We start from the raw sequence: 24,865 nt of genomic DNA, 5'->3' as shown, positions 1-24,865 counted from the left end.
CCACCGTCAAGGGCCAGTCCCTGCCCGCCTACGACCCCCGCGCGGTCAAGGGTGTCGGCGTGACCTACGCCACCACCCCCATGGGCGGCGACCACACCGCTGGTTACGCGGTCTGCCAGAACGTCCTCAAGGTCGGCGGCGAAATCGACGGCCACAAGAAGGAAGGCAACGTGGAGGTCTCCAAGAACCTGCAGATCGCCACCGCTGCCATCGACTCCCTCGGCCTGTGCCTGTTCGTGGCCTTTGCCGTGCTTGACGACGCAAACGGCGTGCAGGCCATGTGCGACACCGTTGCCGCACACACCGGCCTCAAGTTCACTGCCGACGAATTCCTCGCCATGGGCGTGAACTGCCTCAAGGACGAGCTGGAATTCAACAAGCGCGCCGGGTTCACCGAAAAGGACGACCAGCTGCCGCGCTTCTTCACCACCGAAGCCCTGCCCCCGCACAACGTGGCATGGGACTTCAGCGCCGAAGAAATGCAGGGCGCCAAGGTCGACTAGTCACCCTCGCCACAGCACAAAAGCAAAGGGAGCGGCCAACCGGCCGCTCCCTTTTTTTCCTTATAAGCAAACGCCATCACACTCGCATTTCCGATAGCTCCCGGCTCTGCTGCGCGAGATGCATGGACACAAACGCCTCGTCATACTGCCCCAAGAGTTTCTGCACTCGCGAAAGCGCAATGAGATACTCCGGCTTCGCATCGGTCTCAATAGCCTGCCGGAAAACATCATACGCCTTCTGCGTCTCCCCAGCGGACTCAAAATACAGCCCTGTTTCATATATGATTCCAGCAACATATCGAAGCCGCATTTCCCATATACGCTCCTTGCGATCCGGATCATCCTTCATGAGCCAGTCCGAACGGCTGTAAACCGTATCAAGGTTCTGCAAAAAACAGCCCCTGTTCTCCTTCTGAACACTGTCTGCGCTTGCGTTTTCCACATACACGCCAGTGACTTCGGGAAGATGCAGAAAGTCGTAATGATGTGCCAGTCGGATAAAGAAATCCCAGTCCACCAGCGATGAAAGGGACTCCTCGAACATACCGGAATACTCAATACATTCACGACGATGGCTCAAGCAGATCATGGGGATATAATTACTGACAAGCAGCGCGTCCGGATCGAAGTCCCGAGAGAAAACCACTTCGTTCGAGACGGACACCGATTCGTCGCACACCATGTCGATACGGCACCGGCTGGCATCCGTATACACCACGTCGGCCACCCCTTCGGCGTACTGACGGGCGTGCACTGCAAGGTGATTCGGCTTGAAAAAATCATCGTCATCCAGATAAGCGATGACATCCCCCTGCGCCACCTCCAGCCCTCTGTTCCGGGCAGCGGACGGCCCAGTGTCGCACTCGTTCCAGACGTGACGGATCGGAACGCCCCGCTCAGAAAGCACTGAGTCGGAGATTATGTCGGCGACATCGGTTCGGCCATCATTAACCACAACGACCTCAAACCGGTCATACGTTTGCGCGCCAAGGCTTTTCAAAGCGTTTTGCAGGTCGTCCGGCCGGTCTCTGGTCGGCAGGACGACGGATATAAGTGCTTCGGACTCTGCTTGAGACATCAGATTCTCCGCATTCGTATTCGTTGGAACGTGAACACGGACGGAGGGTTCTCCGCCCGTGTACTATGGTCTTCGTGCTTCAATCCGTGCTTAGACAGCTTCCGCGACAGGTTCTGTCTTGGTCTGGGGCCTTGCGGTCTCCGTAGCGCCTTCTGGCACATCCTTTGGCTCTGCGGCCTTCTTGCGCCGCTCGATGTACTTGCGGGTGATCCCACGCAGCATCTCGACATTGCCGTTGCGCTCTTCAGGCGGCAGGAACGAAGCCAACTTGCGCTCCAGCTTGTACGGATTCTGCTCCTTGCTGATGGCGATGACCCCTTCCATGATGAGCTTCTGGTTCAGCAGCTCGGTCCGGGTGGTGTCGTTGATCCGCTCGGCCACCGGCGCGAAAACGAGGTTGCCGATAACGAGGCCATACAGCGTGGAGATGAGCGCGACCGGGATGTGCGTCAGAATCGCGGCGGTGTCGTTGAGGCCCATGAGCATGCCCACAAGACCGATGACACTACCCGCGACCCCAAAGGCCGGAGCCATGCGTGCCATGGTGCGGAATACCCGCTCGCTGCGGCCCTGTCGCATGTTGAAGAAGTGCATCTCCGCGCCAAGGCAGTCACGAATTTCCTCTTCCGAGTAGTTGTCCACCAGAAGAATCAGGCCGCTCTTGAGAAACGAGCTTGTGGCTTCGCGTTCCTTCTTTTCCAGCGAGAGTACGCCGTCCACCTTGCTCTTCACCGAGAGGTCCAGCAGGGTGCGAACGATGTCGCCGTGGGACGCGAAGTCGGTGCCGAAAGACCTCCTTGCTGCCCGGAAGGCATCCACGATTCGCTCAAGCGGATTGCCGAGCATCATGGCCGTACCCACACCGGACAGGACCACGAGAAACGCGGCCAGATTCCAGTAGACGGACGCGCTGCCCGACATGAGGAAGCTCCCGATGAAAATCAGGAGGCATATTCCGGTTCCGATGGTGCTTTTGATGTTCATGTTCAGAACCTCCCTTATCTCGTCATCACGATGACTTCAACGCGGCGGTTGAGTTCCGCGCTTGACTCCATGTTGCCGGGGACGTCGGGCGCAAAGGCTCCGCGTCCGGGTAACGGCGATGCGCCACGGCTCCATGCCGTACCGCTTCATCAGCCGCGCAGCGATCGCCTCGGCGCGCCGGGCCGAAAGGCCGAAGCTGTCGGCCCCGCCCGCTTCCGAAGGATCGGCGTACCCCACGACCATGGCGTTGCCGGGCGTGCGGCGAATAATGTCGCCGATCTCATCAAGATAGTCGTCCGCACCGGGCTGCAGGGTTTCACCGCCGGGCAGGAAAAATACGTCTCCGCGCATGGTGATCCGCAGGGCGTCGCCCTCGCGCATGACCGTCACGGCGTTGTCGCGGGCCTTGTAGACCATCTCTCCGGCATAGCGACCGGCCCCTTGACCGCGTTGCCGGACTCGGCCAGTCCCGATATGTTGCCGATAAGACCGAGAAGCGGATCGATGGAGCTCGTCTCCATGGCCCGCCCGGCAGTTTCCGGGCTGAACAGCACCTTCAGGTCTGTCTTGCTGCTGGCGTACACGAACAGCACGGTGAACAGCACGAACATGACCATCATCAGGTCTGCCCACGATGTGGACCAGTCGCCGCCCTGCTCTTCGGTTACGGCAACCGCCAGCGGATCGGCGTGCATGTCGGCGAAGTATTCCTTCATCGTTCCTCCGGATCGGTTTTCGCCTTACATGAAGCAAAAAATCTGCCACATCAGCAACCAACTGTTTAGACTGATTTTCTTAAATCACAACATAGCCTTCGCCAAGGGACTGACGGTTTCCCGACAGCAGTCCGGGCTTTGCCTCGCGGACGGGATGCGCTATGACTCCGCCATGCAGAACGAAACAAAGAGCGGGCCGTTCAAGGCCCTTGCCCCCATCGTCCTCGGCTCAGGCTCCCCGCGCAGGCGCGAGCTTCTTGAAAACCTCGGCATCAGCTTCGAGGTCGTTGTCAGCAAGGCCGAGGAACCGGCCCCGGAGAAAGGCGAAACGCCCGTGGATTACGCCAAGCGAATGGCGCACATGAAGGCCGCAGAGGTGGCTTCACGCCGCCCCGACGAGGTGGTGATAGGCTCTGACACAGTGGTAGCGCTGGATGACGAGATCATGGGCAAACCCAAGGACAATGAGGACGCCCTGCGGATGCTGACCGCCCTTTCCGGCAAGACGCATCAAGTTGTTTCCGGGGTAAGCGTCATCATGCCGGACGGAAAGGCCGAGACCTTTGCCGCCTGCACCGACGTAGTCATGCGCAATTCAAGCCGCGACGAACTACTGGCCTACATCGCCACCGGAGAGCCCACGGACAAGGCCGGAGCCTACGCGATTCAGGGTATCGGAACGTTTCTGGTTCGCGAAATAACGGGGTCGTATACGAATGTGGTGGGTTTGCCTGTGGCTAAAGTATTAGAAGTGTTAGGAAGTTGGGGAGTTATCGTTCCAACACAAGCTTGAAAAGCCCCCGCATCGCCGGGTTTTCCTGGCAACCTCCCCATCAGATTCCCACTTGAATCCCACTTGTTGGACAGGGCTATTGCTTCAATTCTCTGAAAAGAGGATGGCTTTAAAAGTATACCATTCGGATTTTTTTTGCCGGGCATCCCGCAACGACAACCCTGGGTGGAACATCCTTGGTAACCACAGCCCCCATTCCAACTAGACTTTCAGAGCCAATGGTCAGATTACCTCTAACTGCCGCATTCGTGCCTATATAAACAGAGTCTCCTATGCTGCATCCGCCACTAACGCAAGCCCCTCCAGCAATGCAGCAGTAGTCGCCGACTTTATCGTCATGGCTTAAAACAGTATTTGGCAAAATGATAACATGGTTACCAACAGAAACATTAGAAGCAATGGTAACATTTTGAAGAATAACAGTTCCGGAACCGATATGTGAAAAATTAGATATTGATGCAGAGGGATGGATGATCGTCTCGAATCTTTCTATACCAATCCCAGTCTTGGCGATAATAACACTTTTCTTATAATAGTTAAATTCACTTCCAATTCCATTCACGAATAAAGAATCAGGGAAATTACAGGCGTCCTTAAGAGTGCCAAGGACAGGAATCCCAAAGATTACATTATCCTGTACATTTGGATTGTCGTCTAAAAAGCCAAGGATATTGTACTTGGCACATGATTTATTGATGTCGATAATCGCATCGACGATATCGATACAATTTCCACCTGTGCCAATTATTATTATATCTTTAATCATTTTAACCCTTGCATAGCGTGTAGCTAAAAAAGCGTTTTTCTTTACTTACAGTGTCCATGGAGGCGATGTTTCTGGGGGCTAATCCTTTATGGGACACTAGGACCTCCTACCCCAGCTGGCCCGCCTGCCACTGATACCCAAATCCAGCAAATATGGACTACAGGATGAATCAATTGACAAGAAAAACTTCTGCAGGACTTTGAGGTTGAAAAATCGAAACAGCGGAAGAGTGGCTACGGAAAACAAAAATAGATGAGCAGGTACCAAAGGTGAAGCCGCATCCATGCGAAGTTGCCGCCAAAAACATAAAACCCATCGAAATCGTGGGGGGGGGAGAACTCAATGAAAGAACCCGAAAAGGCACTGTGCGTTACACGCTCGATCCAGCCTTGAACAGGAATGCCTGACGCAAAAAAAATTAATAAAAACGAAATCATAAGCCGTTCAACTATGTCAGAGAAATATTGCAAAGTAGTTCTCGACTTGAATGCATATCCACGGCTCATACCAGATAAAATAAAGAAAAGCGGCATGATCCAATGCAGAACAATCACAACGACAATGCTCAGCGTCGTGGATTCAACGGGATTATTTACGTGCCACCCCTCATCATTGAAGAATCTTGTATAAAGAAAGAGAAAGGCCGCCAACGTTGCTAAAATGGTCAACCAGTCATTTTCATAGTACCTGATACTTTTTAGGAAAGCTTTTTTATTTGAATTCATGAAAACTTGCAGGATTCTGTAATGTAAGGTGCAATTCTTTTAGAAGACTTGCACGAGTACCAGTTCAAACCTCAAAGATTTTGCCATTATGGCAACCAATACACACTATAACTATATCCGATACTTACAGCTTCTTGTCATACTTTACTCCGTTTGGGATTCTCACACAAGTCTCCACTCAACTATGCCTTACGATATTAATCTTTAGTAATGACAAGGTTTACCATTTTGCCATTCTATTCAAGGTGGTGGGCCTCCCTGTGGCGAGGCTGGTGGATGTGCGGTCGGAGCGGGGAGCGGTTGTGCCCCAAACGAAATAAGGGCGCTCTCAAAAGATCGATGTGTGGACCGTGTGTCTCTTATGCTCGTCCACTTCGAAACCGCGTTACCCGCTCAGAGGTCCAGACGGAAGAATCAAGTGTCCTCTTTATCTCAATCCGCAGCGTGAGACTGAACGAGTTTGGCAACAGTCTCAGCCAACTCGCCGGCAAAGAGTTCGTCCATGGGCAAGTGACCCAGCATGAGACGGTACCACATTGCCCCGAAGACCATGTCTGCCAGAATGTCCAGATTCTGCCGCTTGTCCAACTGCCCGCGCTCCACAGCATCCTGAAAGATCGAACGCAAGACCTTGCGCCGTTCAGCCGTGAACTTCTCCCTGAATCGAACGCGAAACGCCTCGTCTTGCTGTGCCTGAGCCATCAGAAACCGAAGGTGGGTGCCCGCACCGGCCGTTATGGCCTGCATTGATTGCCTGAGGAAATCCTGCAAAGTATCCCGCAGGCTTGAGGAGCGTGAAACCTTTATCTCGGCATCTGCCTGAGAGAGAAGCGCTTCCAGAACAATATCCGCCAGCGAAGGCCACCAGCGTAGATGGTGGGTTTGCCCACTCCGGCCCGCTTTGCGATTGCTTCAAAGGTCAACCTCCCCCCCTCGCCGAGCAGGGCATGGGTTGCCGCCAATACAGCCTCCCGGGACTTCTCGCTTCTGGGGCGTCCAACTCTCGTTTTCATCAAATCCTCACCTCACTTTGCTGAAAGGTCTTGTGCCATGCTTGACATACCTTGGCAAGTTTAATTACGTTACGTTTCGTAACTTAAGATAACTTCAGTGTGAATAGTCTTCAACAGTCATGATAAGATGAAAGGATTAAAAATGAACCTGAACAAAACGAAAGTGGTTTACTTTTCCCCCACTGGAACAACAAAAAAAAACGCTTTGTGAGATCGCAAAGGCATCCGGCATGAATGCTCCGGAATACGTTGACATAACGTTACCTGCTGGCCGCAAGCGGTCACTTACCCTTTCAAATGACGCGCTTCTGGTCATTGGGGTGCCGGTCTACATGGGCCGCGTTCCGGCTTTGCTTGGTGACTGGCTGAACAGAATTGAAGCTGACAACACCCCTGCGATTTGCGTCGTCGTGTACGGAAACCGCGCGTACGAAAATGCCCTGCTCGAATTGAAAGACATCGTTCAGTCCCGGGGATGTATTCCGGTTGCCGGGGCGGCCTTTGTCGGCGAGCATTCGTTCTCAAGCCCGGAAACGCCTACAGCACAGGGACGACCTGACCAAAACGACCTTGCTTAGGCCGCGCAGTTCGGCATGAGGATCAAGGAAAAACTGGATGCAATTTCCGATTTTTCAGAGCTGCCAGAGCTGAATGTAGCAGGCTCGTACCCCTATGAGGGTGTTACCACGCTATGGGATGTTGATTTCATCGAAGTCAGTGAACAATGTGTTCAATGCGGCAAGTGCGCCAAAGTCTGTCCGCAGAGCGCAGTCGACCCGCAAGACAGTTCCCGGATCGATCAGGTCAAATGCCTCACCTGCTGTGCATGCATTAAGAGTTGCCCCCAAAATGCCAGAACCATGAAGCCCGGTCCGGTGATGGATGCAGCCCACAGGCTCAACAGTCTTTTCAAGGAGAGGAGAGAGCCTGAACTGTTTCTGTAAGGTTGGCTTAGAAGCTTCTATCCGTCACTATGATGGGATCACCCCCACGCCAGACGGGAGCCCCTATGAAGAGTCATACACAGATGAGAAACAAAAACAATCGTCTTTTCTTCACAGGCAGTTCCATGCGCACGGCTATTCGTCAACAAGCGTGAACCGCCACGAGCAGACCCACTCCTCGGGATGCGGGTCAGGCGGGCAGCCCACGCACTCGCAACGTAGCCGAGAGTCGATCTCCCGCGCAAAGGTGGTGTATTCGGTGGTGCCGCCGGATTTGCACGGATAGTCGTCGAGCCCCTTGCGCTTGCGGGCCGTCTGGACCCGGCACTCGGTCATGCGAAAGACAAGGGAATTTTCGGTCTCTTCAACGAACTCCCAGCGGTTCAGGCTCGCGTACATGCGTGCGCCGAGCGCCTGTCTGAGCGCGTCCAGCCCGCCGTTTTCCGGCAGTCCGAGGATGTCCTTGGCCCGGCGCGCCTCAAGCGGAGCGAAACGGGACCAGCAGGTGTCGTTCACCCGTTTGGCCGCATCCATGCCAGCCCTGCGCTCAACGGCCTGAAACCAGACACCGTCGGTGGCAAGCCATGCGGAACGAAGCGCCATGCCCAGCTTGTCCAGCGTCTCCGGGTCCACCCCGGCGCACTGCTCCTTCAGGTCCACGCCTAGCGCGCGCTCCAGTTTACCGGTGAGAATGGAAAAGAACAGGTCGCCGCTCTGCTTTTCCGCATCAAGGGCAGCCTCAAGGCCCAACTGGTGAACGGTCTCGGCAAGCCACAGCCCGTAATGCGAAGCAAGCTGGCGGATGATCTCCGTTATGTCCTCAAGACCCGTTGCAGGGGCCGATCCCAACTTTTTCATCAGCTTGCTCCTTTACTGTTGCGAGGCGTGATGCCCGCTTCAGCGCTTTTTCAAATTGAAACCAACTTACAGGGATTTTGAAACCAATGGCAAGGGGGCCCAAGCAGCGTAACACCATCCTGACCAAGACCTGCATCAGGTGGCATGAAGTCCTTACAAAAATCGGGAAGACCTTTCGGCCTTCCCGTTGTCATATCATTATCAATCCAGCCCGAAGGCTTCGTGGTGCCCCACTTCGCCCTGCGGGTCACTGCCGTTCAATGAAAGCGCCAGCACGTATTCCGGCGGCACGATCTTGAAGGTCAGCCCCTCCCGGCAGACAAAGCCGAAGCGGCCATAAAAGCCGGGATTGCCGATCAGGGCTATCCCGGCGGCACCTGACTCGCGCATCAGCCGGATCGCCTCCCTCACAAGCGCAGAGCCTATGCCCTTGCCCTGATGCTCGGGCTGGACGCCGACCGGACCAAGGAGAAACCAACCCGAAGAGTCATTGCCTATAAGGGTCGGAGAAAGGGCAATGTGCCCGACGGGTTCGCCACCGACTTCGGCCACAAGTGAAAACGCCAGCGCCCCGGCATCACGGAGACGCTCCACGATGCGATGCTCGGTTGGTTCGGCTCCCGGTTCATGCTGCGGATGGTCCTTGAATGCGGCGTAGTGTATTTCGGTGATGCTGCCGAGGTCGGCAGCGTGTTCATTTCGTATAATCATGATGTCTGCTCCTTGCGCAAACGTTCTGGATACCCTGATGTCGCCAGCACCGGCTAGTTCAAGTGCGTGACGAAACCTGAAACGTCGACATGAAAACGGTCGCGGCAAGGACACGACAAAAGACCCGCTGAGGAGAGCCGCGCCGCAAGACGCGCCCTGCCGTCAGGGAATGCAGGAAAAGCGGAAACCTGCGGGGTGCGTGCCTAGGCCGCAACCGCCGGAGCAAGCTCCACGCTTGATATGGAATTATGAATTGTCTTCATCCGCGTACCGGAATATACCCGGCCGCAGCCCCGGTCAAGAAGAACAGCCGCAACGATCTGAACCACCGCGCATTTCGATTGGCAAAATGGCACCGTTTGACATACACATGGTCACGGCCCGGCACTCACCATCAGACACGAACAAGAGCAGCACATGACGACCGAATCCTCTCTCATCCGCACTGTCCGCCCTGACGATCTGGACGCCTGCTTACGCATCGAGACGGCCTGTTTCCCACCAGATGAAGCGGCCACTCGGGAAGGCATTGAAAAACGGATTAAGACCTTTCCCGAAGGGTTCCTCGTGGCCGAAATAGACGGCACCGTGCTGGCCAGATCAACAGCGGCGCCACGAACAAGGACGACATCACGGACGAGGCTTTCAAGCAACTCGTCGGCCACGAGAAAGACGGGCGAAACATGGTCATATTCAGCCTGTCCGTCCTGCCGGACTATCGCCGCCGGGGAATCGCCGGGGCGCTGCTTCGCCGTTTTGCCGACGACGCCCGCAAACAGGGGCGCGAGACGGTTTTGCTGCTCTGCAAGGACGAACTCGTTGGCTACTACTCCCGGTTCGGCTTCAAGGATCGGGGGTTCTCGGACAGCGAACACGGCGGCGTGCAGTGGCACGAAATGGCGCTCCCGCTGCGGAACCACGGCGAGTGAAACGAATACTTGACGAAACCTTGCATCTGCATGGTATTCTCCCGACGAATGTGAAATTAGTATTGACGAACCATCGCGTTATGAGCGATGGAGCACGGCTCGGCAGCATTCGGTACGGCCGATCGCATACACGATGACGACCGGACCTCGCGTCCGAAACCTACCAACACAAGGAGTACCTCGTGGCAGATCCCAAGGAATACACCCTGTTCAGCGGCGGCGCCCAGGGCGCGGAAGCATTTTTCGGCGAAATGGCTGAACAGTACGGCCTCAACGAAGTGAACTTCACCTTTGAAGGCCATTCCCCGGCCCGCACGCGCGGTCTGCGCCCCCTGACCCCGGAAGAACTCGCCAAGAAAGACGTGAGCCTCACCTACGTCTCCAACCTCCTGCACAGGAAATTCACCAACGCCAAGCTGATGCGCTCGGTCCTGCAGACCATCATGTATCAGGTGGACAGCAGCCATGAAGTCTTCGTGGTCGGCACCCTGCAGGAAGACGGCACCATCAAGGGCGGCACCGGCTGGGGCGCCGAATTCGCCAAGATCTGCAACAAACCGCTCTACGCCTACGGTCAGGTCCGCGACGGCTGGTTTATCTGGGACCATGACAAGGCCGAGTGGGCATCCGTCGATGCTCCGGTCATTGCCCACCCGCACTTCTGCGGCACCGGCACCCGCTTCCTTGAAGAAAACGGCCGCAACGCCATCAGGGAACTCTTTGCCCGCTCCTTCAAGTAGTTCACTGCGACAATGCATTCAACGAGCGCGTCTTTTCCCGAAAAGGCGCGCTCTTCTCTTGCATACATTACATAATACGCTATACTTCTGCCGATTCCTTGAACCAGAAAACGCAGGAGAGCGTTATGTCCAAGAAGATTCTCATGCTCGTCGGCGACTTTGTGGAAGACTACGAAGTCATGGTGCCCTTTCAGATGCTGACCATGGTCGGCCACGAGGTGCACGCTGTCTGCCCGGACAGGAAAGCCGGGGAGTTCATCAAGACCGCCGTGCACGATTTTGCAGGAGACCAGACCTATGTTGAGCGCCGTGGGCACAACTTCATGCTCACCTACGACTTCGACAAGGTCGACCCCGCCGATTACGACGGACTGGTCATCCCCGGCGGACGCGCACCGGAATACATCCGTCTGAACGACAAGGTGCTGGAGTTCACCCGCCATTTCTTTGATGAAAACAAGCCGGTCGCCTCGGTATGCCATGGCCAGCAGGTGCTCGTTGCCGCGAACGTGCTCAAGGGCCGTTCCTGCATGGCCTACCCTGCGGTGAAGCCGGACATCGAAATGGTGGGCGGCACCTGGATCAGCCAGAACGAGACCTTCAGCGACGCCTACGTGGACGGCAACCTCGTCACCGCCGCAGCGTGGCCCGCGCATCCCGAATGGATGAGAAAATACGTCGAGCTGCTCGGCACCACAATCACACCCTAGAATAATGAAAAGGGACGCCACGAGGCGTCCCTTTTTTTGTCTGCTTGGCGCTACCGGCGCATCACATGCACAAGATACGGCAGAATGAAGACGGCCACGGGGATAAGCACCCAGACGCGGCCCTTGAAGATATTGTAATCCGCAAACAGCGCGGCCCACGAGTGCCCGGCCACATACCTGCCGAAGACGAACTCGAAGGCGATGGTCATCACCAGCCACATGAGTCCGACCCGGAGGGCCTGTCCTGCGCTTGCAAGAGGCATCCAGACAGCGAGCGCCCAAGTATAGGCCGCAAACAACACGATGCCCGTGAAAGTCGAAAGTTGATGCGCCGCCAGATCGCTCATGCGCGGGCCATAGACGAACTCCCGCACAGTCCCGTTGGCGATGGCAATGAGGATCATGGGAAACCATGCTATGAGATATTTGCTCAACATGCGGGGCCGTCTAACATGACAGGCTTGGAAGAGAAAGAGGAAATCCGGGCCATTGCCGCTTGCCCTGTCCCGGATTTTACAGGTACACCTTCGCAATGATGAACGATCAGAACAAAGACAGACTTGCGGTATTCGTCGCCACGTTTGGTTACTCGGGCTACCTGAAACCCGCCCCCGGCACATGGGGCTCACTGGCGGCAATGCTGCTCGCGCCGGTGCTGTTCATGCCGCTCAACCTGCCGGGCCGGATTGCGGTCCTGCTGCTTGTGCTGGCTGCAGGCACTTGGGCAGCCGGGGAATCAGAACGCATCATGGGCCGCAAGGACCCCGGATGCGTGGTCATCGACGAAGTCCTCGGCCTCTGGGCTGCATACGCTCTCTTTCCGGAACTCTCCGCGATCGGCTACCTGCTCGGCTTCGGCCTGTTTCGCCTCTTCGACATCACCAAGCCGTGGCCGGTGCGCCAGATGGAAACGGCCTTCAAGGGCGGGCTCGGCGTCATGGTCGACGACGTGGCCGCCGGAGCCTATGCCGCCATCTCGCTGGGCATCATCCGCTGGGTGTTCTAGCTTTCAGATTTCACCGGAAATCGAACAAAAAAAAAGCGGGAGCCTTTCGACTCCCGCTTTGAATTCCACGCAATTGGCAGCGAACTAGACGCAGCCGGTGGGCTTGGGCAGGCCAGCCATCTTACAGGCTCCCTTACCGGGTCCGGAGGGGAACAGTTCGTAGATCTGCTTCAGCTTGAAGCCGGTGACCTTGGAAAGAATACGGACCATCGGAGCGATGCCGTTCTTCTTGTAGTAGTCCTGCAGGAAATCGATGACCTTCTGGTGGTCTTCGGTCATGTCCTTGATGCCTTCGGATTCCTTCACGTACTCGACCCATTCCGGGGTCCAGTCTTCAAAACGCTGCAGGAAACCGTCTTCATCGACTTCGAAAGATTTACCCTGAAATTCAACAACAGCCATTTTTTCCTCCTGTACGGATACTTACGTACATTATTCCCGGAATATCCCGGGGGCTATCCTTATCCGTAAACAGCGATCCGCTGTTTGGTGACTCGTTTCATTGCGTTACGAAGTCTGAGCCAGTGTATAATGTCACTTTCCGTGTTTTGTCAACCACGTCACAGCGTTTTACCCGCTCGCTCCAGAGGCGAAATCAGTCTTGTTCCGCAAGCAATTCCTCGTAGTGCGCACGCGCCCATTCCAGACCGGGATTCATGGATAACGCCACGTCGAGATAATCAACGGCCTCGGCCTTGTTGCCCATGAACTTGTGACACAGGCCGAGATTGGCGAGGTCTTCCGGGTTGCCGGAATCGATGTCCAGTGAAGCCTGAAAATCTGCTGCCGCGGCCTCGTAATCCCCCTGCCTGAAAAAGCAGACTCCGCGAAGATTGAAAAACTCCTTGACCTCCGCGTCATGCGCGATGGCGCGCTCCAGATGCGGCACGGCCTCTTCCCATTCCTCGGCCAGCGTCAAGGCGTATGCCTGATAGAAGGCGCACAGGGCGGCCTCCTCCGGCGCGGGCTGGAGCGGTTCGGCCTCTGCAAAGCGGTCCGCGGCAAACATGACGTCGTCCATGCGCAGAGCCAGCAATCCTTTGAAGAACGGAACAAAATGCGCGTCAGGATAGACTTCGGCAAGCACCTCCAGTCCGATGAGCGCCTCGTCGAACTCGGCTTCCTCGGCCAGAATGCGGCCCACGAACATACCGAGGCTGGCGTGCGGAGTGCGCTCACGGAAAAGAAAACCGGGCACGAAGTTGTAGTTGGCAGTCACGCCCAGTTCCGGATGAGTGGTATCCACGGAAAAAAGCGTATAGCCCATGGCTTTGAGGCCCTCGGCAAGTGACTGAAGTTCCTGCCGAATGTTCTGATGTTCCACGTCTGGCAAGTCACCGACGGAAGCGGTCGGACCTTGGCGCAGCCAGTCGATCTGTTCCAGTTGCGTGAACTTGGGCAACCCTGAGGCCTCATAGACGCGGCTGGTCTCGAAATCCCCGGCGAGCTGGGCCACTTCGGTCACGGCACGCACTGCCGCCTTTTCCGGGGTGGCCGAAGTTCCGGCCGTAAAGACAATTTCGCTCAGGCCCGGGAATGTACCAGGATCCCACGCCACGGCCGCCACGGTCGGGACCGGGAAACCGAGGGTGAAGTCCTTGAGCACCAGCTTCACGCCGCATTTGGCGAAACATTCCACCAGACGCGCAAGCACCGGGTCGTCGGAGCTTGCCGGGTCGATGGTTGGCAACTCGGGTCGGGTACGATCCACCACGGCGCAGACGTGTCGTTCCACCAGCTCGCAAGCCCCTTGCAGGATGGACTCCTCAAAGGTGTTCCCTGCGGATGATCCGTTGAATTCGTTGAGCTTCTTGAACCAGTCCAACGGCACGTACACGTCTTTTTCCGTGGCGATCTCGTGCGCGGGGTGAAATTTCCAGCGGACCAGATCGAGCAGCCGCACCGCGTCGGCCTCGCTCAGACCGATCTCGCCCACGGACTTGATGATCTCCGAGACCGGAAGAAGCTCATCGGGCCAGCGCTCTGCGGCTTCGCTCCACGTGAGTTCCTCAAAATTGGACGGCGTATTCCAGAAGGTGAAGTAGCTGAAGCGTTCCACCAGTTCCATGAGCGCGGAGGCCTCGGCCTGTTCCGGCGAAGCACCCTTGCCCATCTGCTTTCGGGTGGGCATGACCTCGGCGGCCTTGGGTCCGCACTTGCTGACGAACACGGGAATGCCGAGTCGTCCGGTATCCACGCGGTCGGTCTCCTGAAGCACGCCCGCACAGGCCTCGGCCATGCAGGCCTTCACCGAGGCGACGGTCTGCTCCGGCGTAACCGCCTTGTCCTGATCCGTTGTATAGCCCTTGAAACAATCCTGCAGACGAATCATCTACTTCCTCCGCAGGCGATACAGGACGGCGGCGCGCTCCTGCCCGCTCTCCTCGTCCTTGTAAGGGAACGATTGCCGCATCATGGAGTACCGGTCCTCGGCACGCTGGAAAAAGCCCTTGCCCTTGCGGACGCCGTCCAGCGCGATGACGATTTCCGCCGTGGCTTCTTCGGAAAGATGCGCCTCGAGAAACTCGTGCAGCGGCTCGTAGACATGATCCTGATAGAGAATTTCGCAACCCATTATCATGTCGTAACGACGGTCGAGAGCATCCTTGGTGAAGTCGCAACGGACCACGTTCACCAAATCTTCCACGCCGTTCTTGAGCGCCCCAATGCGGGAAAAGAGCAGTGCGTCGGGCTCGATATCCGTCACGGTCACGGCAATGCCCTTCTTTGCGGCGGCCAGACCGGCAACGCCTACACCGGCTCCAAGCTCGATGACGCTCGCGCCCTTTTCCAGCGGGCAGCGGGTCATGAACATGGACAGCATCAGGCAGGAGGGCCAGATTTTGGCCCACAGCGGAAGCTCGACGGACTCGCCCGGTCGTGTCTTGCCAACAAGACGGTCCAAATAGCGCGGCATATCCTTGATTTGAGGAATAGCCAAGTCCACGCCACCCACCGTGACGTTCTCAAAGACTATACCGCCGAAACGACGGTCAGCCTCGGCAATGAGCGCCTCAAGAGGCTGCTCAAGATCAAAATCCTGAACGGACAATTTTATACCCTCCGGGTATGCTTTTTTGACGGTAAAAAGGGCCTAGTGGTCAACCCTTTCCATCTTTTCCAGAGTCCACAGGGAGTCGGGGGAATCCATCGGCTTGGAGAACTCCCACACGCCCCTGTAGTTGTAGGGGGTTTCGCCCGACACGCCCTTTCGGAGCGTGGCGTCGAAGAAAACGCTTACCACGGTTCGCCCGTCCGCGCTCTGCCTGTCACCCAGCCGAGCATCGACAAGCATGACCTCGGTGCGTGCAGGCTCGCCGGATTCACCGCCCTGCTGGAGCTCTTCGTATAGCTCCGGGGCAATGAAGTCCTTGAGCTGTTCAAGCTTTCCGGCGTCACGGGCTTCGTGGAAACGCGAGAAAAACATTTTTGCACCTTCGATGAACTCGGCCGGATCGAAGTCGTCACCGGAACGGGCCCGGGCCGCCGAAGGATGCGACTGCTGTGCGGGCTGGGACGGCTGATCATCAGAGGAGAGCATGTCCACATGGCCTTGGCCGCGTCATGGCGATTAGGAGTTTGCCCCTGCTCGCCATACTGCTCGGAATCATCTCCGCGCGGCTGACGGCGGGATGGCGTGTCCTGATCGCCGGAATCGTCACCACTGCCGAACCGCCTACGGAAAAAGCGGATCAGAAGAAAAATGAGAAACCCGAACAGCAGCAGGTCGAGAATGCCCAACCCTCTGGGCGGCGCTGCGTCATTTGCATTTGCAACTGCCGGAAGAAACAGGACCGCAATGGCCACAAGGGCCGATATATTGAAATTATTTCGCATACAAATGGATCAACTGATTATTTCCAGATCCTTGAGGATCGAGATGAGCGAATCGACCTCGATGGGCTTGGGGATGTAAGCTGCCACACCGCCCTGATAGTAGGCCTTGACCACGGTAACGGGGTCATTGATGGCTGTGACCATGATGACCTTGACCTCGTCCTGCGCCCGGATGCCATGCTCAGCCTCGGCCTCGCGGATCGCCCGAAGCGCTTCGTGGCCGTCCATGACGGGCATCATGATGTCGAGACAGACAAGCCCGTAGGGCCTGCCTTCCACAAGCGCACTCTTGAACGCCTCAAGTCCGCTCTTGCCGTCAGGGGCAGTATCGCACTCGCCGTAGTCGCTCAGAATCGCTTTCAGCAGCTTTCGGCTCGTATATTCATCTTCAACAATCAGGATGCGCATGACTCTCTCCGCAAATGGAATTGAAAACCACATACACGATACCTTTGCATCCGGCAATTCACAAGAACCCTTTTCGCCCTGCAAGCAATCCTTGCGCGTTCCGGCCGGAAGAAGTACGTATTCTGCGAAACAGCCACACAACGGAGCAATCCATGACCGATATTCTCGTCATCCTGTCCAGCCTTCAGGACTTTTTCAGCGACCCTGAATGGCGGCTCTGGCCCTTCGGCCCCGGCTACGGCCAGACTCTGCTGCCAAACCTCGCCCGGCTGGCCTTCGTGGCCCTGCTGATGGGCGCCATACTTCTTTTTCTCAGGATCCTTTTCGGCCCCAAGGGATTCCTGCGCGATCACGAACTGGACCGCGAGGCAGAGGAAGAACTCCGCCGCGAAAGGGAAGAACTGGATCGTCAACTAAAGGACGGAGAAATCAACGAGGCCGAATACGAACTCAAAATGCGCTCCCTGAAATGAACGACCTCCTCACCCGCCACGAAGAGCAGTTCCGGGCATACACCAGGCCCTTTCTGGCCGGGGGCGACGGCAATGTCTCGCTGAAGCAGGCCCACACTTTCCGCGTGCTCGACAATGCCCGCGCACTCTGCGATTTTCATAGCCTGAACGGTGATACGAGAAAGGCCGTGCTCCTCGGCGCGCTCTATCACGACATCGGCCGCTTCCCGCAGTACAGGGACTATGGCACCTTCCGCGACAGCGACTCCGCCAACCACGCCCTACTGGGCATCGGCGCGCTGCACCGCAACCGTTTTCTCAAGGACCTGCCGGACACCCTCAGGCGCACTGTCCACGCCGCCGTTTCACTGCATAACGTCCGCATCCTGCCCCAAAACACGCCCGCCGAGATTCGCCGCGTGGTCTGTGCCGTGCGCGACGCCGACAAGCTGGACATCTTTCCCGTGGTGCTCGACCACCTTGAAAACCCCGACATGGACGGTGGCGTGATCCTCATGAACACCCGCCGCGACCCTGAGCGCTACACGCCCGAGTTGCTGGAACAGATTCTCTCCGGGGCCTTGGGCGATTACTCCCTCATGGAGTGGAGCAACGACTTCGCCATCCTGCTCTCCGGGTGGGTATTCGACCTCAATTACGGCTTCAGCAGCCATCACCTGAGCAAACGCGGTCTGATTGACAGGCTCCTGCACCTCCTGCCCGACACCCCGCAAATCCGGGAACTCAAGCAAAGGGTTCTCGGAGAGATCGAACGAAGATCGGCAAATAACGCGGTTGCCATCGCGTCATGCACCGGGTAAGTTGGCAAGCATCACAGTAATATCCAAAAGGATTTCTGCATGAGCAAAGTCGACAGCAAGGCATACAAGGCGTTCAATCACGTCATCATCGCCACAAGCGTGGAGGTTCATGCCCGCCGCGACGCTGAGAGCATCAAAGGCTTCGGTGTCGAAAACATCGTGACCTTCACCTCCGGCACTGAAGCCATCGACTACATGAGCGTCAACGACGTCGACCTCGTGCTCTGCGACTCCGAACTCAGCGACATGGCGGGTGCCAAGCTCTGCCAGATAATGCGCAAGAACACCCGAAGGCCGGTGCCGATCATCATGATCACTCTGGAGAACCGCAAGGACCACGTGCTCGATGCCATTTCCGCCGGCTGCACTGGGTATATTTTGCGCCCTTATTCCGTGGCCACGCTGGAAAGGTACCTGATTCTCGCCAAGCAGCTCGACAACTACCCCGAAATCGAAGAACTGGAGCTGCAGGAAGCCAAGGACATGGTCAGCCGAGGCGAGTTCGACGAGGCCATCGAGGCCTTTGAAGAGCTCATCTCCTATCAGGACGAGGCCCAGCGCTACTACGACATGGGCTGCAACTTCCTCGTACAGCACAAGTACGGCAAGGCCATCGTCTCCTTCAAGAAGGCGGTCAAGATCAACGACCTGTACGGCGAGGCCTACAAGGGCCTGGCCGACGCCTACAAGGGCAAGGGGGATGACGAGGCCACCAAGTATTATCTTCAGAAGGCGGCCGAGGTATACGCCCAGTTCGACCGGCTTGAAGACACCAAGGCAGTGTTCATCGAAATCCTCAAGTACGACTCCGAGACGCCGAACCCGTTCAACACCCTCGGCGTCCGCCTGCGCCGCCAAGGCGACTACCCCGGCGCGCTGCACGCTTACAAGCAGGCTGTTGAGCTGACGCCAAACGACGAGAACATATTCTTCAACATGGCCAAGGCGTACTATTTCATGGGCCACAAGGAAGACGCGGGAAAAAACGTGATCCTGGCCCTGAAAATGTGCGGAGACTTTCCTGAGGCGGCAAAGCTGTTCCAGCGAATATACGGCAAGCCCTGGACGCCGGTCATCAGTCAGGCGCAGGAGACACGCGGCGCATCCTCCTCGGCCAAGGACGTCTGACGGAGGCGGTCATGCCCACAGAAGCCCTGCTCCGCTCCGGCTCCTTCATCGCAGTCCTGCTGCTCATGCTCGCAGCGGAGTCCATCTGGCCCCGCAGATCGCCGCGAAGCCCGAAATTCGGATCGTTTTTCAACAACATCGGCATCTCGGTGCTGTCCACAGGCGTGGTGCGGCTCATCTTCCCGGTGCTGCCCGTTGCGCTCGCCGCACTCGCCACAGAACGCGGCTGGGGAATCTTCAACCTCATGGACCTGCCCTACTGGGCGTCCTTTGCCCTCAGCGTCGCCCTGCTGGACATGGCCATATACTGGCAACACGTTGCCTTCCACCGCATCCGCCCACTCTGGCGCATCCACCGAATGCACCACGCGGATACGGACATAGACGCCAGCACGGGCGTGCGTTTCCACCCTATCGAGATTGCCGCATCCATGGCCTTCAAATGCCTGCTGGTGGTGGTCCTCGGCGCACCGGCCATGGCCGTGCTTACCTTCGAGATCATTCTCAACGCCTGCTCGCTCTTCAATCATGCCAACCTGCACCTGCCGCTCCGACTTGATGCCCCGCTCAGACTGCTGCTGGTCACACCGGACATGCACCGCGTGCACCACTCTACCGACATGCGGGAAGCCAACCGGAACTACGGGTTCTGCGTACCGTGGTGGGATTTCCTGTTCCGCACCTACAAGGCCCAGCCGGACGACGGCCACCTCGACATGCGCATCGGCCTGAACATCCTGCGTGACACCCGCTTCCGCAGGTTGCCGGGAATGCTCGCCATCCCCTTCCTGAAAAACGGTTGATCGAAACTGTTGCCAATCGGCCAGTTCATGGTACCCTTGTGTGGTATCCCCACTAATGCACAAGGAGCGCACATGAGCGAACCGAAACAATATGACGTGATTATCCTCGGCTCCGGCCCGGCCGGTATTCAGGCCGCCATTCATGCCTCACGCAAGAAAGCGAAGACCCTTATGCTCGGCCGCCTCAGTGAATCGAGCCTCTATTGGGCGCATGTTGAGAACTACTGCTGCATGTTCAAGGTTTCAGGTGAGGAGATTCTTCGCACCGGCCGTGAGCAGGCCGAGTCCTTCGGTGCCGAATTCCTTGATGAAGACGTGCTCAAGGTCACCAAGGAAGGCGACCTGTTGCAGGTCGAAACCGAGGGCGGACGGTTGCTTGAATCACCCACGCTGATAATCGCCACCGGCACCACGCGCAACAAGCTGGGCGTCCCCGGAGAAAAAGACCTGCTTGGCAAGGGCGTCAGCTACTGCGCGGACTGCGACGCGGGCTTCTTCAAGAAGGAGGTCGTTGTGGTGGCAGGTTGCCAGAGCGCGGCTGCGGGCGGGGCCTCTACCCTCTCGAAATATGCCTCGGAAACCCACCTCGTCTGCGAAGAACTGGACGTGGCTCCCGCTCTTCGACAGCGCATTCTGGACGCTGCCGTCATTCTGCATGAAGGACGAAAAATCCAGCGCATCGAAGGCAAGACCGCCGTGAGCGGCGTGACGCTCGACAACGACGAACTCATCGCTTGCTCCGGCGTGTTCATCGAGCTCGGTGCCAAGGGCGTGCTTGAACTGGCCGCAAGCCTCGGGATCATGCTGGACGACAAAATGCGCTACGTGGATGTGGACCGCAAACAGCGGACCAACGTGGAAGGCGTCTATGCAGCAGGCGACATCACCGGACCGCCCCTACAGATGGCAAAAGCCGTTGGCGAAGGATGCGTGGCCGGTGTGGAAGCAGCCGCGTATGCAAAGGCGCTCAAACAGCGTTAAGACCGCCAGACCGGCTCTGGTGCTGGATATATTCCTGAACGGCCCGGCGAAATGATTCGTCGGGCCCTTCATATTGCAGCACCACATAGGGCACGTTCTCTTTCAGGAAGGAGCGAAACACCCGGCACGGCGTTTCATAGACATCATCGGAACCGAACACGGAAAATCGAAGGGTCGCCTTGGAACCGGAATCCGGCAAACCGGCCGGATCCTGCACCCGCATGCGGGCGGCGGTGAGGCTCATGTCTACAACGAACCCTGTGAAGGTAGCGGAACCATTTTCCAGATCGGCAGGGAATGAACATGGGGCGCGGGGCTCGCAGCGAAGGTCCACGTCCTCGACTTCACTGTCGGGGCGCATGCGGATGACCAATCCTGCTCCGGACTGCGTCTTTTCAATGGCCGCCCGGAACCCGAGCAGCCGCCCCTCATGGGCAAACATGACCAGCACCGGCGCCCCTGTCTGCACGCGCTGTGCGGCATTGGCAGGGGCCGAAACGAACGCGGTCATGGCTTCGGGCAGGTCACATTCCGTGACAACGCCAACAAAGCGGTCCCCGAGCGGGGGAAACTCGAACAACGCCCTGTCGCCAACGCCAAGCTGCATACGCCACCCTCCGATTTCTCTCACCCTAGCAGCCCCCGCCCCGCATCGGCAATTATTGATAGTGAAAAATTGCACTCCGGATAAAAAAGAGCCATGATCCGGCCATGTTTCGATTCCTCTGCGTACTCTTCTGGGCCCTGTGCCTGATCGTCCTCGGCATACAGGGCATCATCGCCGTCACGAGCGGAACCTGGGAATGGTTCACGCTGATGGATGTTGCCGGAGTCCTTGGCGTATCTCCGGTCAGCCTCGCTGCCGACCTCCCCCCGAAATGGGCGGTCAGGACAGGATACGTTCTCTATTCCGTCAAGCTGGCCGAGGCGCTCTGGTGGGCCGGTGCAGGATTCTGCATGCTCTGGGCCGTGCTCTCGGCCTTCGGCTCCCGCCGCTGACGGGCAAGAAGCACCCCGCCAGCAAGTGCGGTAAACGGTGCCACCAGCACCAGTCCGAAACTCCCCACCAGGGTTTTGAGGACCTCGGCCGCCACATAGACGAAGTTGAACGTGCTCTCCAACGGAATCCCCTGCGCCATGAAAGCCATCAGCAAAGTAAGGTAGCCGCCCGAATAGGCCAGCAGCAGCGTGGTGGTCATGGTTCCCACGACAGCCCTGCCGACGCGTATTCCGGACATGACCGCCTCTGCCCTGCCGATGCCGGGCTTCTTTTCCACCACCTCCCGCATGCTCGCGGCAACGTCCATGGCAAGGTCCATCACAGCGCCTGAGGAGGCCAGAAACACCCCGGATACGAATATGGCGGTCAGATCGAGGTATTCATATCCCGCGTAAAGAAGGGTCTCGGCAAACGGCATGACCGCGCCGTGCACATGAAACTTGTCAGTAAACCAGACCGCCAGCACGCAGCTGGTCAGGATGCCGGTAAACGCCCCGGCAAACGCGGTGAGTCCCGTGCGATTGACCCCGGCCACGAGAAAGATGATGGCTCCGGACAAAAGCGCGGTGACACCGAGGGCCACCAGAATTGGATTCGCCCCTTCGAGCATGAGCGGCACCATGACCTTCCAGAGCATCAGGCCGGTGAAGAGAAACGACAGAAGGGCCTTGGCCCCTGTCCAGCCGCCAAAGGCGATGAGCAGCGCGGCGAACAGGCCCAGCAGCCAGAGCTCAAGTCCGAGTCGATAATGCGCCTGCGGGTTGACAACTTCGGGGCTGCCGTCCGCACCGGGCGTGATGACCGCCAGCGCCTCGTCACCGGCCTTGAAGAGCTTGTCACGGTCAAGCTGGCCGAGAAGCTGGTTATGCCCCTCAAGAACCATCCCCTCATACGGTCCCGAGAGAATCTCCATGACCACATCTTGCGTTCCCTTCCGGATGAGTCCGAAGGTCCTGATCTCACTGTTGTCCACCTCGACAACGCGTGAGCGCGAACGGACGGACTCCGCTTTGGAACGATCCTCGAACCGGTGGGAACAAGATACAAAACAGCGCAAAGCACTGCGAAAAAAAAGAACCAGCGCAAGGTCGCGCCTGTGATGAAAATACGTCAGCATTGGATACACCGAAAGGGCGGAGGCTCAGGCCCCCGCCCCAAGGTTAAGCGTTGTCTTATCTTTCCCTACTGGGCCATGGCGGTCTTCTGGCTCGGCAGATACTGGGGCTGCGCGTCCATGCCCATGGCTTTCATCAGCTTGAGTGCGATGTCGATGTTGTCATACGAACCGTTGAAGGCTTCGTAACCGTTGCCGGCCGCAGAGGTGGAAACGGGCACACCGGTGTGCTTGTAGGAGGTCCATGCAAGACCGGCGTTCTGGTTCAGGGTGTGGGTCAGCGCCATGGTCAGAGGATCGTAGCCGCCGTAGAGGATGTAGTTCTCCTCACCGGCCTGCTCTTCTTCACCGGCCATGCTGCGACGAAAAGCCTGCTTGACCTGCTCGACCTGATACGGAGCCAGCACGAGGCGGTCCTTCTTGGGATCGCCTTCGAACTTGAGACCGAAATACTTGGTAATCATCGGTTTCATTTCTTCGAAGGTGCCGTTCTTGGCGCGGAAGTCAGCAACGATTTCATCGGTGAATTTCTGGAAGGATATCTTCTGTGCACCGAGGACATCGAAGTAGCTCTTGTACTTGGTGCCTGCAAAACCGAGGGTCAGACCGCCGCACTCGTGGTCGCCGGTGACGACGATGAGCGTTTCGTCCGGATGCTTGGCAAGGAAGTCGAGGCCGACCTTGACGGAGTCGTCAAAAGCAACGGTGTTGCGCACGGAGGCGGCTGCGTCGTTGGCGTGACAGGCCCAGTCGATCTTTCCGCCTTCCACCATGAGGAAGAACCCGTCGGGGTTATCAAGCATTTCGATGGCCTTGGCGGTGAACTCCGGAAGGGTGATGTCTTCGTCGGTCATGTCCATGGCGTAGGGAAGGGCTTTGCCGTCGGGCAGATTGGCGTTCCAGGAAAGCACCTTGCCGTCGCCGGGCTTCAGAGCCTTGAAGGCCGCTTTGTCGGTGATGATCTTGTAACCGTTCTTCTTGGCCATTTCGATGGCGTCGCCAAGAGGAGCCTTGGACTTCTTGCCGCTGGGATCCTTCAGGCCGCCGCCGCCAAAGAAATCGAAGCCGGACTCGGCGAGTTGACAGTCGATTTCATGGTACATCTTGCGAGTCTTGACGTGGGAATAGAAAGCCGCAGGCGTGGCGTGGTCAATGGACACGCTGGACACGATGCCGACCTTCATGCCGTTGTCCTTTGCCATTTCAGCAATGGTCTTGACCGGCTTGAACTCGGGGTCGACGCCGATGTAGTTGATATTGGTCTTGATACCGGAAGCAATGGCCGTGGCAGACGCGGCAGAACCGGTGATGAAACGGTCATTGGCGAACGTGGTGGTGATGCCCTGCGCAGGCATGGCGTCCACATGCAGCTTGCGGCCGAGGAACTGTTCGGTTGCGGCGCGCTGCGGCAGCCCCATGCCGTCACCGATGAAAAGCATGACGTACTTGACTTTGGAAGCCTGCTTGGCGGCCGGCGCTTCGGCCTGTTTCTTCTCGTTGCTGCAGCCCGTCACCAGAACGGCGAAGAGCATAAGGGCAACGAATCTGATCACAAAACCCCTCATGATGTTTCCTCCAGAAATACTGTAGTTACGGATTTACAACTAAGAGAGTGAGTATCAATCGTTGGCGACAGGTTTATGACGAAGACACAAGGTAACGAAACGCCTGTTTGACGATGGCGTTACGAAAAAAGTGGAGGCCAAAACTCCACTTTTCGAGATTTTTCGCATCTTCTCAAACGACTGGACAAATAATCGGCGAAAGCGGCCGGGCTTTAGGGAAAGAGGTGGACAAAATTCCGTGTTTTCAGCTACAAAACGATAATCAGTCAAAATATCGGGG

At 57.3% G+C, this 24,865-nt stretch carries 33 protein-coding genes; 14 read left to right on the top strand and 19 right to left on the bottom strand.

The genetic code is table 11. The features are described from left to right. On the top strand, positions 1-503 hold a 503-nt coding region (locus tag JCM12178_RS03465; RefSeq protein ID WP_218185623.1), incomplete at its 5' end, for an aldehyde ferredoxin oxidoreductase C-terminal domain-containing protein. A gap of 76 nt (positions 504-579) precedes the next feature. Here the strand turns inward: JCM12178_RS03465 and JCM12178_RS03460 are convergent. The 4 genes from JCM12178_RS03460 to JCM12178_RS03445 all read right to left on the bottom strand — a co-directional run bounded on the left by JCM12178_RS03460 (position 580) and on the right by JCM12178_RS03445 (position 3,281). Continuing rightward, positions 580-1,581 (bottom strand): glycosyltransferase family 2 protein, encoded by a 1,002-nt coding sequence (locus JCM12178_RS03460; protein ID WP_054648782.1) that lies wholly within the window; start codon positions 1,579-1,581, stop codon positions 580-582. Positions 1,582-1,671: 90 nt separating this feature from the next. Continuing rightward, positions 1,672-2,565 (bottom strand): motility protein A, encoded by an 894-nt coding sequence (locus tag JCM12178_RS03455; protein ID WP_054648780.1) that lies wholly within the window; start codon positions 2,563-2,565, stop codon positions 1,672-1,674. Between the two features lie 36 nt (positions 2,566-2,601). After that, positions 2,602-2,982: an OmpA family protein gene (locus JCM12178_RS03450; RefSeq protein ID WP_054648779.1), complete on the bottom strand. Its 381-nt coding sequence runs from the start codon at positions 2,980-2,982 to the stop codon at positions 2,602-2,604. Continuing rightward, the gene (locus tag JCM12178_RS03445) at positions 2,952-3,281 is read right to left on the bottom strand and encodes a flagellar motor protein MotB (RefSeq protein ID WP_054648777.1); all 330 of its coding nucleotides are present in this window, start codon (positions 3,279-3,281) and stop codon (positions 2,952-2,954) included. The genes JCM12178_RS03450 and JCM12178_RS03445 overlap by 31 nt, the downstream gene beginning before the upstream one ends. A gap of 172 nt (positions 3,282-3,453) precedes the next feature. Between JCM12178_RS03445 and JCM12178_RS03440 the strand changes: the two genes are divergently transcribed. Beyond that, a complete protein-coding gene (locus JCM12178_RS03440) occupies positions 3,454-4,074 on the top strand; it encodes a Maf family protein (RefSeq protein WP_054648791.1) in 621 nt (206 codons plus the stop codon). A gap of 109 nt (positions 4,075-4,183) precedes the next feature. Here JCM12178_RS03440 and JCM12178_RS17550 read toward each other — a convergent pair whose 3' ends face one another. The 4 genes from JCM12178_RS17550 to JCM12178_RS19255 all read right to left on the bottom strand — a co-directional run bounded on the left by JCM12178_RS17550 (position 4,184) and on the right by JCM12178_RS19255 (position 6,578). Continuing rightward, positions 4,184-4,840 carry a NeuD/PglB/VioB family sugar acetyltransferase gene (locus tag JCM12178_RS17550; RefSeq protein ID WP_083465714.1) on the bottom strand — a complete coding sequence of 219 codons (657 nt, stop codon included), beginning with the start codon at positions 4,838-4,840 and terminating at the stop codon, positions 4,184-4,186. Between the two features lie 233 nt (positions 4,841-5,073). Beyond that, positions 5,074-5,565 carry a hypothetical protein gene (locus JCM12178_RS03435; RefSeq protein WP_054648775.1) on the bottom strand — a complete coding sequence of 164 codons (492 nt, stop codon included), beginning with the start codon at positions 5,563-5,565 and terminating at the stop codon, positions 5,074-5,076. 432 nt (positions 5,566-5,997) lie between these two features. Next, entirely contained in the window at positions 5,998-6,312 is a 315-nt protein-coding gene (locus JCM12178_RS19260) for a TetR-like C-terminal domain-containing protein (RefSeq protein WP_245628591.1), read from the bottom strand. Positions 6,313-6,368: 56 nt separating this feature from the next. Then, entirely contained in the window at positions 6,369-6,578 is a 210-nt protein-coding gene (locus JCM12178_RS19255) for a helix-turn-helix domain-containing protein (RefSeq protein WP_245628590.1), read from the bottom strand. A 230-nt stretch (positions 6,579-6,808) separates the two neighbouring features. Between JCM12178_RS19255 and JCM12178_RS19250 the strand changes: the two genes are divergently transcribed. Beyond that, positions 6,809-7,156 carry a flavodoxin family protein gene (locus JCM12178_RS19250; RefSeq protein ID WP_245628589.1) on the top strand — a complete coding sequence of 116 codons (348 nt, stop codon included), beginning with the start codon at positions 6,809-6,811 and terminating at the stop codon, positions 7,154-7,156. Between the two features lie 15 nt (positions 7,157-7,171). Next, entirely contained in the window at positions 7,172-7,522 is a 351-nt protein-coding gene (locus tag JCM12178_RS19245) for a DUF362 domain-containing protein (protein ID WP_245628588.1), read from the top strand. 135 nt (positions 7,523-7,657) lie between these two features. Here JCM12178_RS19245 and JCM12178_RS03420 read toward each other — a convergent pair whose 3' ends face one another. Continuing rightward, entirely contained in the window at positions 7,658-8,380 is a 723-nt protein-coding gene (locus JCM12178_RS03420; protein WP_054648773.1) for a DUF6125 family protein, read from the bottom strand. A gap of 201 nt (positions 8,381-8,581) precedes the next feature. Next, positions 8,582-9,091, bottom strand: coding sequence for a GNAT family N-acetyltransferase (locus JCM12178_RS03415; RefSeq protein ID WP_054648771.1), 510 nt, complete (start codon positions 9,089-9,091; stop codon positions 8,582-8,584). A 683-nt stretch (positions 9,092-9,774) separates the two neighbouring features. Between JCM12178_RS03415 and JCM12178_RS19240 the strand changes: the two genes are divergently transcribed. The 3 genes from JCM12178_RS19240 to JCM12178_RS03400 all read left to right on the top strand — a co-directional run bounded on the left by JCM12178_RS19240 (position 9,775) and on the right by JCM12178_RS03400 (position 11,470). After that, complete coding sequence (locus JCM12178_RS19240) at positions 9,775-10,020, top strand: GNAT family N-acetyltransferase (protein ID WP_245628587.1); 246 nt, start codon at positions 9,775-9,777, stop codon at positions 10,018-10,020. Positions 10,021-10,202: 182 nt separating this feature from the next. Beyond that, positions 10,203-10,760 carry a hypothetical protein gene (locus JCM12178_RS03405; protein ID WP_054648769.1) on the top strand — a complete coding sequence of 186 codons (558 nt, stop codon included), beginning with the start codon at positions 10,203-10,205 and terminating at the stop codon, positions 10,758-10,760. 125 nt (positions 10,761-10,885) lie between these two features. After that, complete coding sequence (locus JCM12178_RS03400; RefSeq protein ID WP_054648767.1) at positions 10,886-11,470, top strand: DJ-1/PfpI family protein; 585 nt, start codon at positions 10,886-10,888, stop codon at positions 11,468-11,470. Between the two features lie 50 nt (positions 11,471-11,520). Here the strand turns inward: JCM12178_RS03400 and JCM12178_RS03395 are convergent, their stop codons facing one another. Further along, the gene (locus JCM12178_RS03395) at positions 11,521-11,907 is read right to left on the bottom strand and encodes a hypothetical protein (protein WP_054648765.1); all 387 of its coding nucleotides are present in this window, start codon (positions 11,905-11,907) and stop codon (positions 11,521-11,523) included. 95 nt (positions 11,908-12,002) lie between these two features. On the opposite strand from JCM12178_RS03395, the gene JCM12178_RS03390 reads away from it, so the two are divergent. Beyond that, positions 12,003-12,476 (top strand): phosphatidylglycerophosphatase A family protein, encoded by a 474-nt coding sequence (locus JCM12178_RS03390; protein ID WP_054648763.1) that lies wholly within the window; start codon positions 12,003-12,005, stop codon positions 12,474-12,476. A gap of 84 nt (positions 12,477-12,560) precedes the next feature. On the opposite strand, the gene JCM12178_RS03385 is transcribed toward JCM12178_RS03390, so the two are convergent. The 5 genes from JCM12178_RS03385 to JCM12178_RS03365 form a co-directional block, all read right to left on the bottom strand. Beyond that, positions 12,561-12,878, bottom strand: a complete 318-nt coding sequence (locus tag JCM12178_RS03385) for a TusE/DsrC/DsvC family sulfur relay protein (protein WP_054648761.1) — start codon at positions 12,876-12,878, stop codon at positions 12,561-12,563. Between the two features lie 193 nt (positions 12,879-13,071). After that, a complete protein-coding gene (locus JCM12178_RS03380) occupies positions 13,072-14,808 on the bottom strand; it encodes a YcaO-like family protein (protein ID WP_054648759.1) in 1,737 nt (578 codons plus the stop codon). Further along, on the bottom strand, positions 14,809-15,528 hold the full coding sequence (locus JCM12178_RS03375) for a class I SAM-dependent methyltransferase (protein ID WP_054648757.1): 720 nt from the start codon (positions 15,526-15,528) through the stop codon (positions 14,809-14,811). A gap of 42 nt (positions 15,529-15,570) precedes the next feature. Then, the gene (locus JCM12178_RS03370; RefSeq protein WP_054648755.1) at positions 15,571-16,017 is read right to left on the bottom strand and encodes a TIM44-like domain-containing protein; all 447 of its coding nucleotides are present in this window, start codon (positions 16,015-16,017) and stop codon (positions 15,571-15,573) included. 305 nt (positions 16,018-16,322) lie between these two features. Next, positions 16,323-16,721 carry a response regulator gene (locus tag JCM12178_RS03365; protein ID WP_054648753.1) on the bottom strand — a complete coding sequence of 133 codons (399 nt, stop codon included), beginning with the start codon at positions 16,719-16,721 and terminating at the stop codon, positions 16,323-16,325. A 152-nt stretch (positions 16,722-16,873) separates the two neighbouring features. Here JCM12178_RS03365 and JCM12178_RS03360 point away from each other — a divergent pair, with 152 nt between their 5' ends. From JCM12178_RS03360 to JCM12178_RS03340, 5 genes are all read left to right on the top strand, one after another. Further along, the gene (locus JCM12178_RS03360; RefSeq protein ID WP_054648751.1) at positions 16,874-17,194 is read left to right on the top strand and encodes a hypothetical protein; all 321 of its coding nucleotides are present in this window, start codon (positions 16,874-16,876) and stop codon (positions 17,192-17,194) included. After that, complete coding sequence (locus JCM12178_RS03355) at positions 17,191-17,994, top strand: HD domain-containing protein (protein WP_054648749.1); 804 nt, start codon at positions 17,191-17,193, stop codon at positions 17,992-17,994. Before JCM12178_RS03360 ends, JCM12178_RS03355 begins: the two co-directional genes overlap by 4 nt. 39 nt (positions 17,995-18,033) lie before the next feature. Then, entirely contained in the window at positions 18,034-19,122 is a 1,089-nt protein-coding gene (locus JCM12178_RS03350) for a tetratricopeptide repeat protein (RefSeq protein WP_054648747.1), read from the top strand. 11 nt (positions 19,123-19,133) lie between these two features. Further along, the gene (locus tag JCM12178_RS03345) at positions 19,134-19,925 is read left to right on the top strand and encodes a sterol desaturase family protein (RefSeq protein WP_054648745.1); all 792 of its coding nucleotides are present in this window, start codon (positions 19,134-19,136) and stop codon (positions 19,923-19,925) included. A gap of 72 nt (positions 19,926-19,997) precedes the next feature. Then, a complete protein-coding gene (locus JCM12178_RS03340) occupies positions 19,998-20,906 on the top strand; it encodes an NAD(P)/FAD-dependent oxidoreductase (protein ID WP_054648743.1) in 909 nt (302 codons plus the stop codon). Here the strand turns inward: JCM12178_RS03340 and JCM12178_RS03335 are convergent. Continuing rightward, complete coding sequence (locus JCM12178_RS03335; protein ID WP_054648741.1) at positions 20,893-21,513, bottom strand: PilZ domain-containing protein; 621 nt, start codon at positions 21,511-21,513, stop codon at positions 20,893-20,895. The two genes, JCM12178_RS03340 and JCM12178_RS03335, sit on opposite strands and share 14 nt — an antisense overlap. A 104-nt stretch (positions 21,514-21,617) precedes the next feature. On the opposite strand from JCM12178_RS03335, the gene JCM12178_RS18145 reads away from it, so the two are divergent. Beyond that, entirely contained in the window at positions 21,618-21,905 is a 288-nt protein-coding gene (locus tag JCM12178_RS18145) for a hypothetical protein (protein WP_157054713.1), read from the top strand. On the opposite strand, the gene JCM12178_RS03330 is transcribed toward JCM12178_RS18145, so the two are convergent. Both JCM12178_RS03330 and JCM12178_RS03325 read right to left on the bottom strand, forming a co-directional pair. After that, complete coding sequence (locus tag JCM12178_RS03330) at positions 21,812-23,023, bottom strand: YibE/F family protein (protein ID WP_083465713.1); 1,212 nt, start codon at positions 23,021-23,023, stop codon at positions 21,812-21,814. The genes JCM12178_RS18145 and JCM12178_RS03330 overlap by 94 nt on opposite strands. Positions 23,024-23,088: 65 nt before the next feature. Next, on the bottom strand, positions 23,089-24,585 hold the full coding sequence (locus tag JCM12178_RS03325) for an alkaline phosphatase (protein WP_054648739.1): 1,497 nt from the start codon (positions 24,583-24,585) through the stop codon (positions 23,089-23,091). Positions 24,586-24,865: the final 280 nt, after the last annotated feature.

Origin of the sequence: Salidesulfovibrio brasiliensis JCM 12178, from assembly GCF_001311825.1 — a bacterium.
In the GTDB taxonomy this organism is placed as follows: domain Bacteria; phylum Desulfobacterota; class Desulfovibrionia; order Desulfovibrionales; family Desulfovibrionaceae; genus Pseudodesulfovibrio; species Pseudodesulfovibrio brasiliensis.
Note: the sequence above shows the minus strand (reverse complement) of the source record. Positions and strands in the feature narration are given on the sequence as shown.

Coding starts and splice junctions, on each gene's coding strand:
- JCM12178_RS03460 (WP_054648782.1), bottom strand. CDS start 1,581: ATGTCTCAAGCAGAGTCCGAAGCACTTATATCCGTCGTCCTGCCGACC.
- JCM12178_RS03455 (WP_054648780.1), bottom strand. CDS start 2,565: ATGAACATCAAAAGCACCATCGGAACCGGAATATGCCTCCTGATTTTC.
- JCM12178_RS03450 (WP_054648779.1), bottom strand. CDS start 2,982: ATGGTCTACAAGGCCCGCGACAACGCCGTGACGGTCATGCGCGAGGGC.
- JCM12178_RS03445 (WP_054648777.1), bottom strand. CDS start 3,281: ATGAAGGAATACTTCGCCGACATGCACGCCGATCCGCTGGCGGTTGCC.
- JCM12178_RS03440 (WP_054648791.1), top strand. CDS start 3,454: ATGCAGAACGAAACAAAGAGCGGGCCGTTCAAGGCCCTTGCCCCCATC.
- JCM12178_RS17550 (WP_083465714.1), bottom strand. CDS start 4,840: ATGATTAAAGATATAATAATAATTGGCACAGGTGGAAATTGTATCGAT.
- JCM12178_RS03435 (WP_054648775.1), bottom strand. CDS start 5,565: ATGAATTCAAATAAAAAAGCTTTCCTAAAAAGTATCAGGTACTATGAA.
- JCM12178_RS19260 (WP_245628591.1), bottom strand. CDS start 6,312: ATGCAGGCCATAACGGCCGGTGCGGGCACCCACCTTCGGTTTCTGATG.
- JCM12178_RS19255 (WP_245628590.1), bottom strand. CDS start 6,578: ATGAAAACGAGAGTTGGACGCCCCAGAAGCGAGAAGTCCCGGGAGGCT.
- JCM12178_RS19250 (WP_245628589.1), top strand. CDS start 6,809: ATGAATGCTCCGGAATACGTTGACATAACGTTACCTGCTGGCCGCAAG.
- JCM12178_RS19245 (WP_245628588.1), top strand. CDS start 7,172: ATGAGGATCAAGGAAAAACTGGATGCAATTTCCGATTTTTCAGAGCTG.
- JCM12178_RS03420 (WP_054648773.1), bottom strand. CDS start 8,380: ATGAAAAAGTTGGGATCGGCCCCTGCAACGGGTCTTGAGGACATAACG.
- JCM12178_RS03415 (WP_054648771.1), bottom strand. CDS start 9,091: ATGATTATACGAAATGAACACGCTGCCGACCTCGGCAGCATCACCGAA.
- JCM12178_RS19240 (WP_245628587.1), top strand. CDS start 9,775: ATGGTCATATTCAGCCTGTCCGTCCTGCCGGACTATCGCCGCCGGGGA.
- JCM12178_RS03400 (WP_054648767.1), top strand. CDS start 10,886: ATGTCCAAGAAGATTCTCATGCTCGTCGGCGACTTTGTGGAAGACTAC.
- JCM12178_RS03395 (WP_054648765.1), bottom strand. CDS start 11,907: ATGTTGAGCAAATATCTCATAGCATGGTTTCCCATGATCCTCATTGCC.
- JCM12178_RS03390 (WP_054648763.1), top strand. CDS start 12,003: ATGATGAACGATCAGAACAAAGACAGACTTGCGGTATTCGTCGCCACG.
- JCM12178_RS03385 (WP_054648761.1), bottom strand. CDS start 12,878: ATGGCTGTTGTTGAATTTCAGGGTAAATCTTTCGAAGTCGATGAAGAC.
- JCM12178_RS03380 (WP_054648759.1), bottom strand. CDS start 14,808: ATGATTCGTCTGCAGGATTGTTTCAAGGGCTATACAACGGATCAGGAC.
- JCM12178_RS03370 (WP_054648755.1), bottom strand. CDS start 16,017: ATGCTCTCCTCTGATGATCAGCCGTCCCAGCCCGCACAGCAGTCGCAT.
- JCM12178_RS03365 (WP_054648753.1), bottom strand. CDS start 16,721: ATGCGCATCCTGATTGTTGAAGATGAATATACGAGCCGAAAGCTGCTG.
- JCM12178_RS03360 (WP_054648751.1), top strand. CDS start 16,874: ATGACCGATATTCTCGTCATCCTGTCCAGCCTTCAGGACTTTTTCAGC.
- JCM12178_RS03355 (WP_054648749.1), top strand. CDS start 17,191: ATGAACGACCTCCTCACCCGCCACGAAGAGCAGTTCCGGGCATACACC.
- JCM12178_RS03350 (WP_054648747.1), top strand. CDS start 18,034: ATGAGCAAAGTCGACAGCAAGGCATACAAGGCGTTCAATCACGTCATC.
- JCM12178_RS03345 (WP_054648745.1), top strand. CDS start 19,134: ATGCCCACAGAAGCCCTGCTCCGCTCCGGCTCCTTCATCGCAGTCCTG.
- JCM12178_RS03340 (WP_054648743.1), top strand. CDS start 19,998: ATGAGCGAACCGAAACAATATGACGTGATTATCCTCGGCTCCGGCCCG.
- JCM12178_RS03335 (WP_054648741.1), bottom strand. CDS start 21,513: ATGCAGCTTGGCGTTGGCGACAGGGCGTTGTTCGAGTTTCCCCCGCTC.
- JCM12178_RS18145 (WP_157054713.1), top strand. CDS start 21,618: ATGTTTCGATTCCTCTGCGTACTCTTCTGGGCCCTGTGCCTGATCGTC.
- JCM12178_RS03330 (WP_083465713.1), bottom strand. CDS start 23,023: ATGCTGACGTATTTTCATCACAGGCGCGACCTTGCGCTGGTTCTTTTT.
- JCM12178_RS03325 (WP_054648739.1), bottom strand. CDS start 24,585: ATGAGGGGTTTTGTGATCAGATTCGTTGCCCTTATGCTCTTCGCCGTT.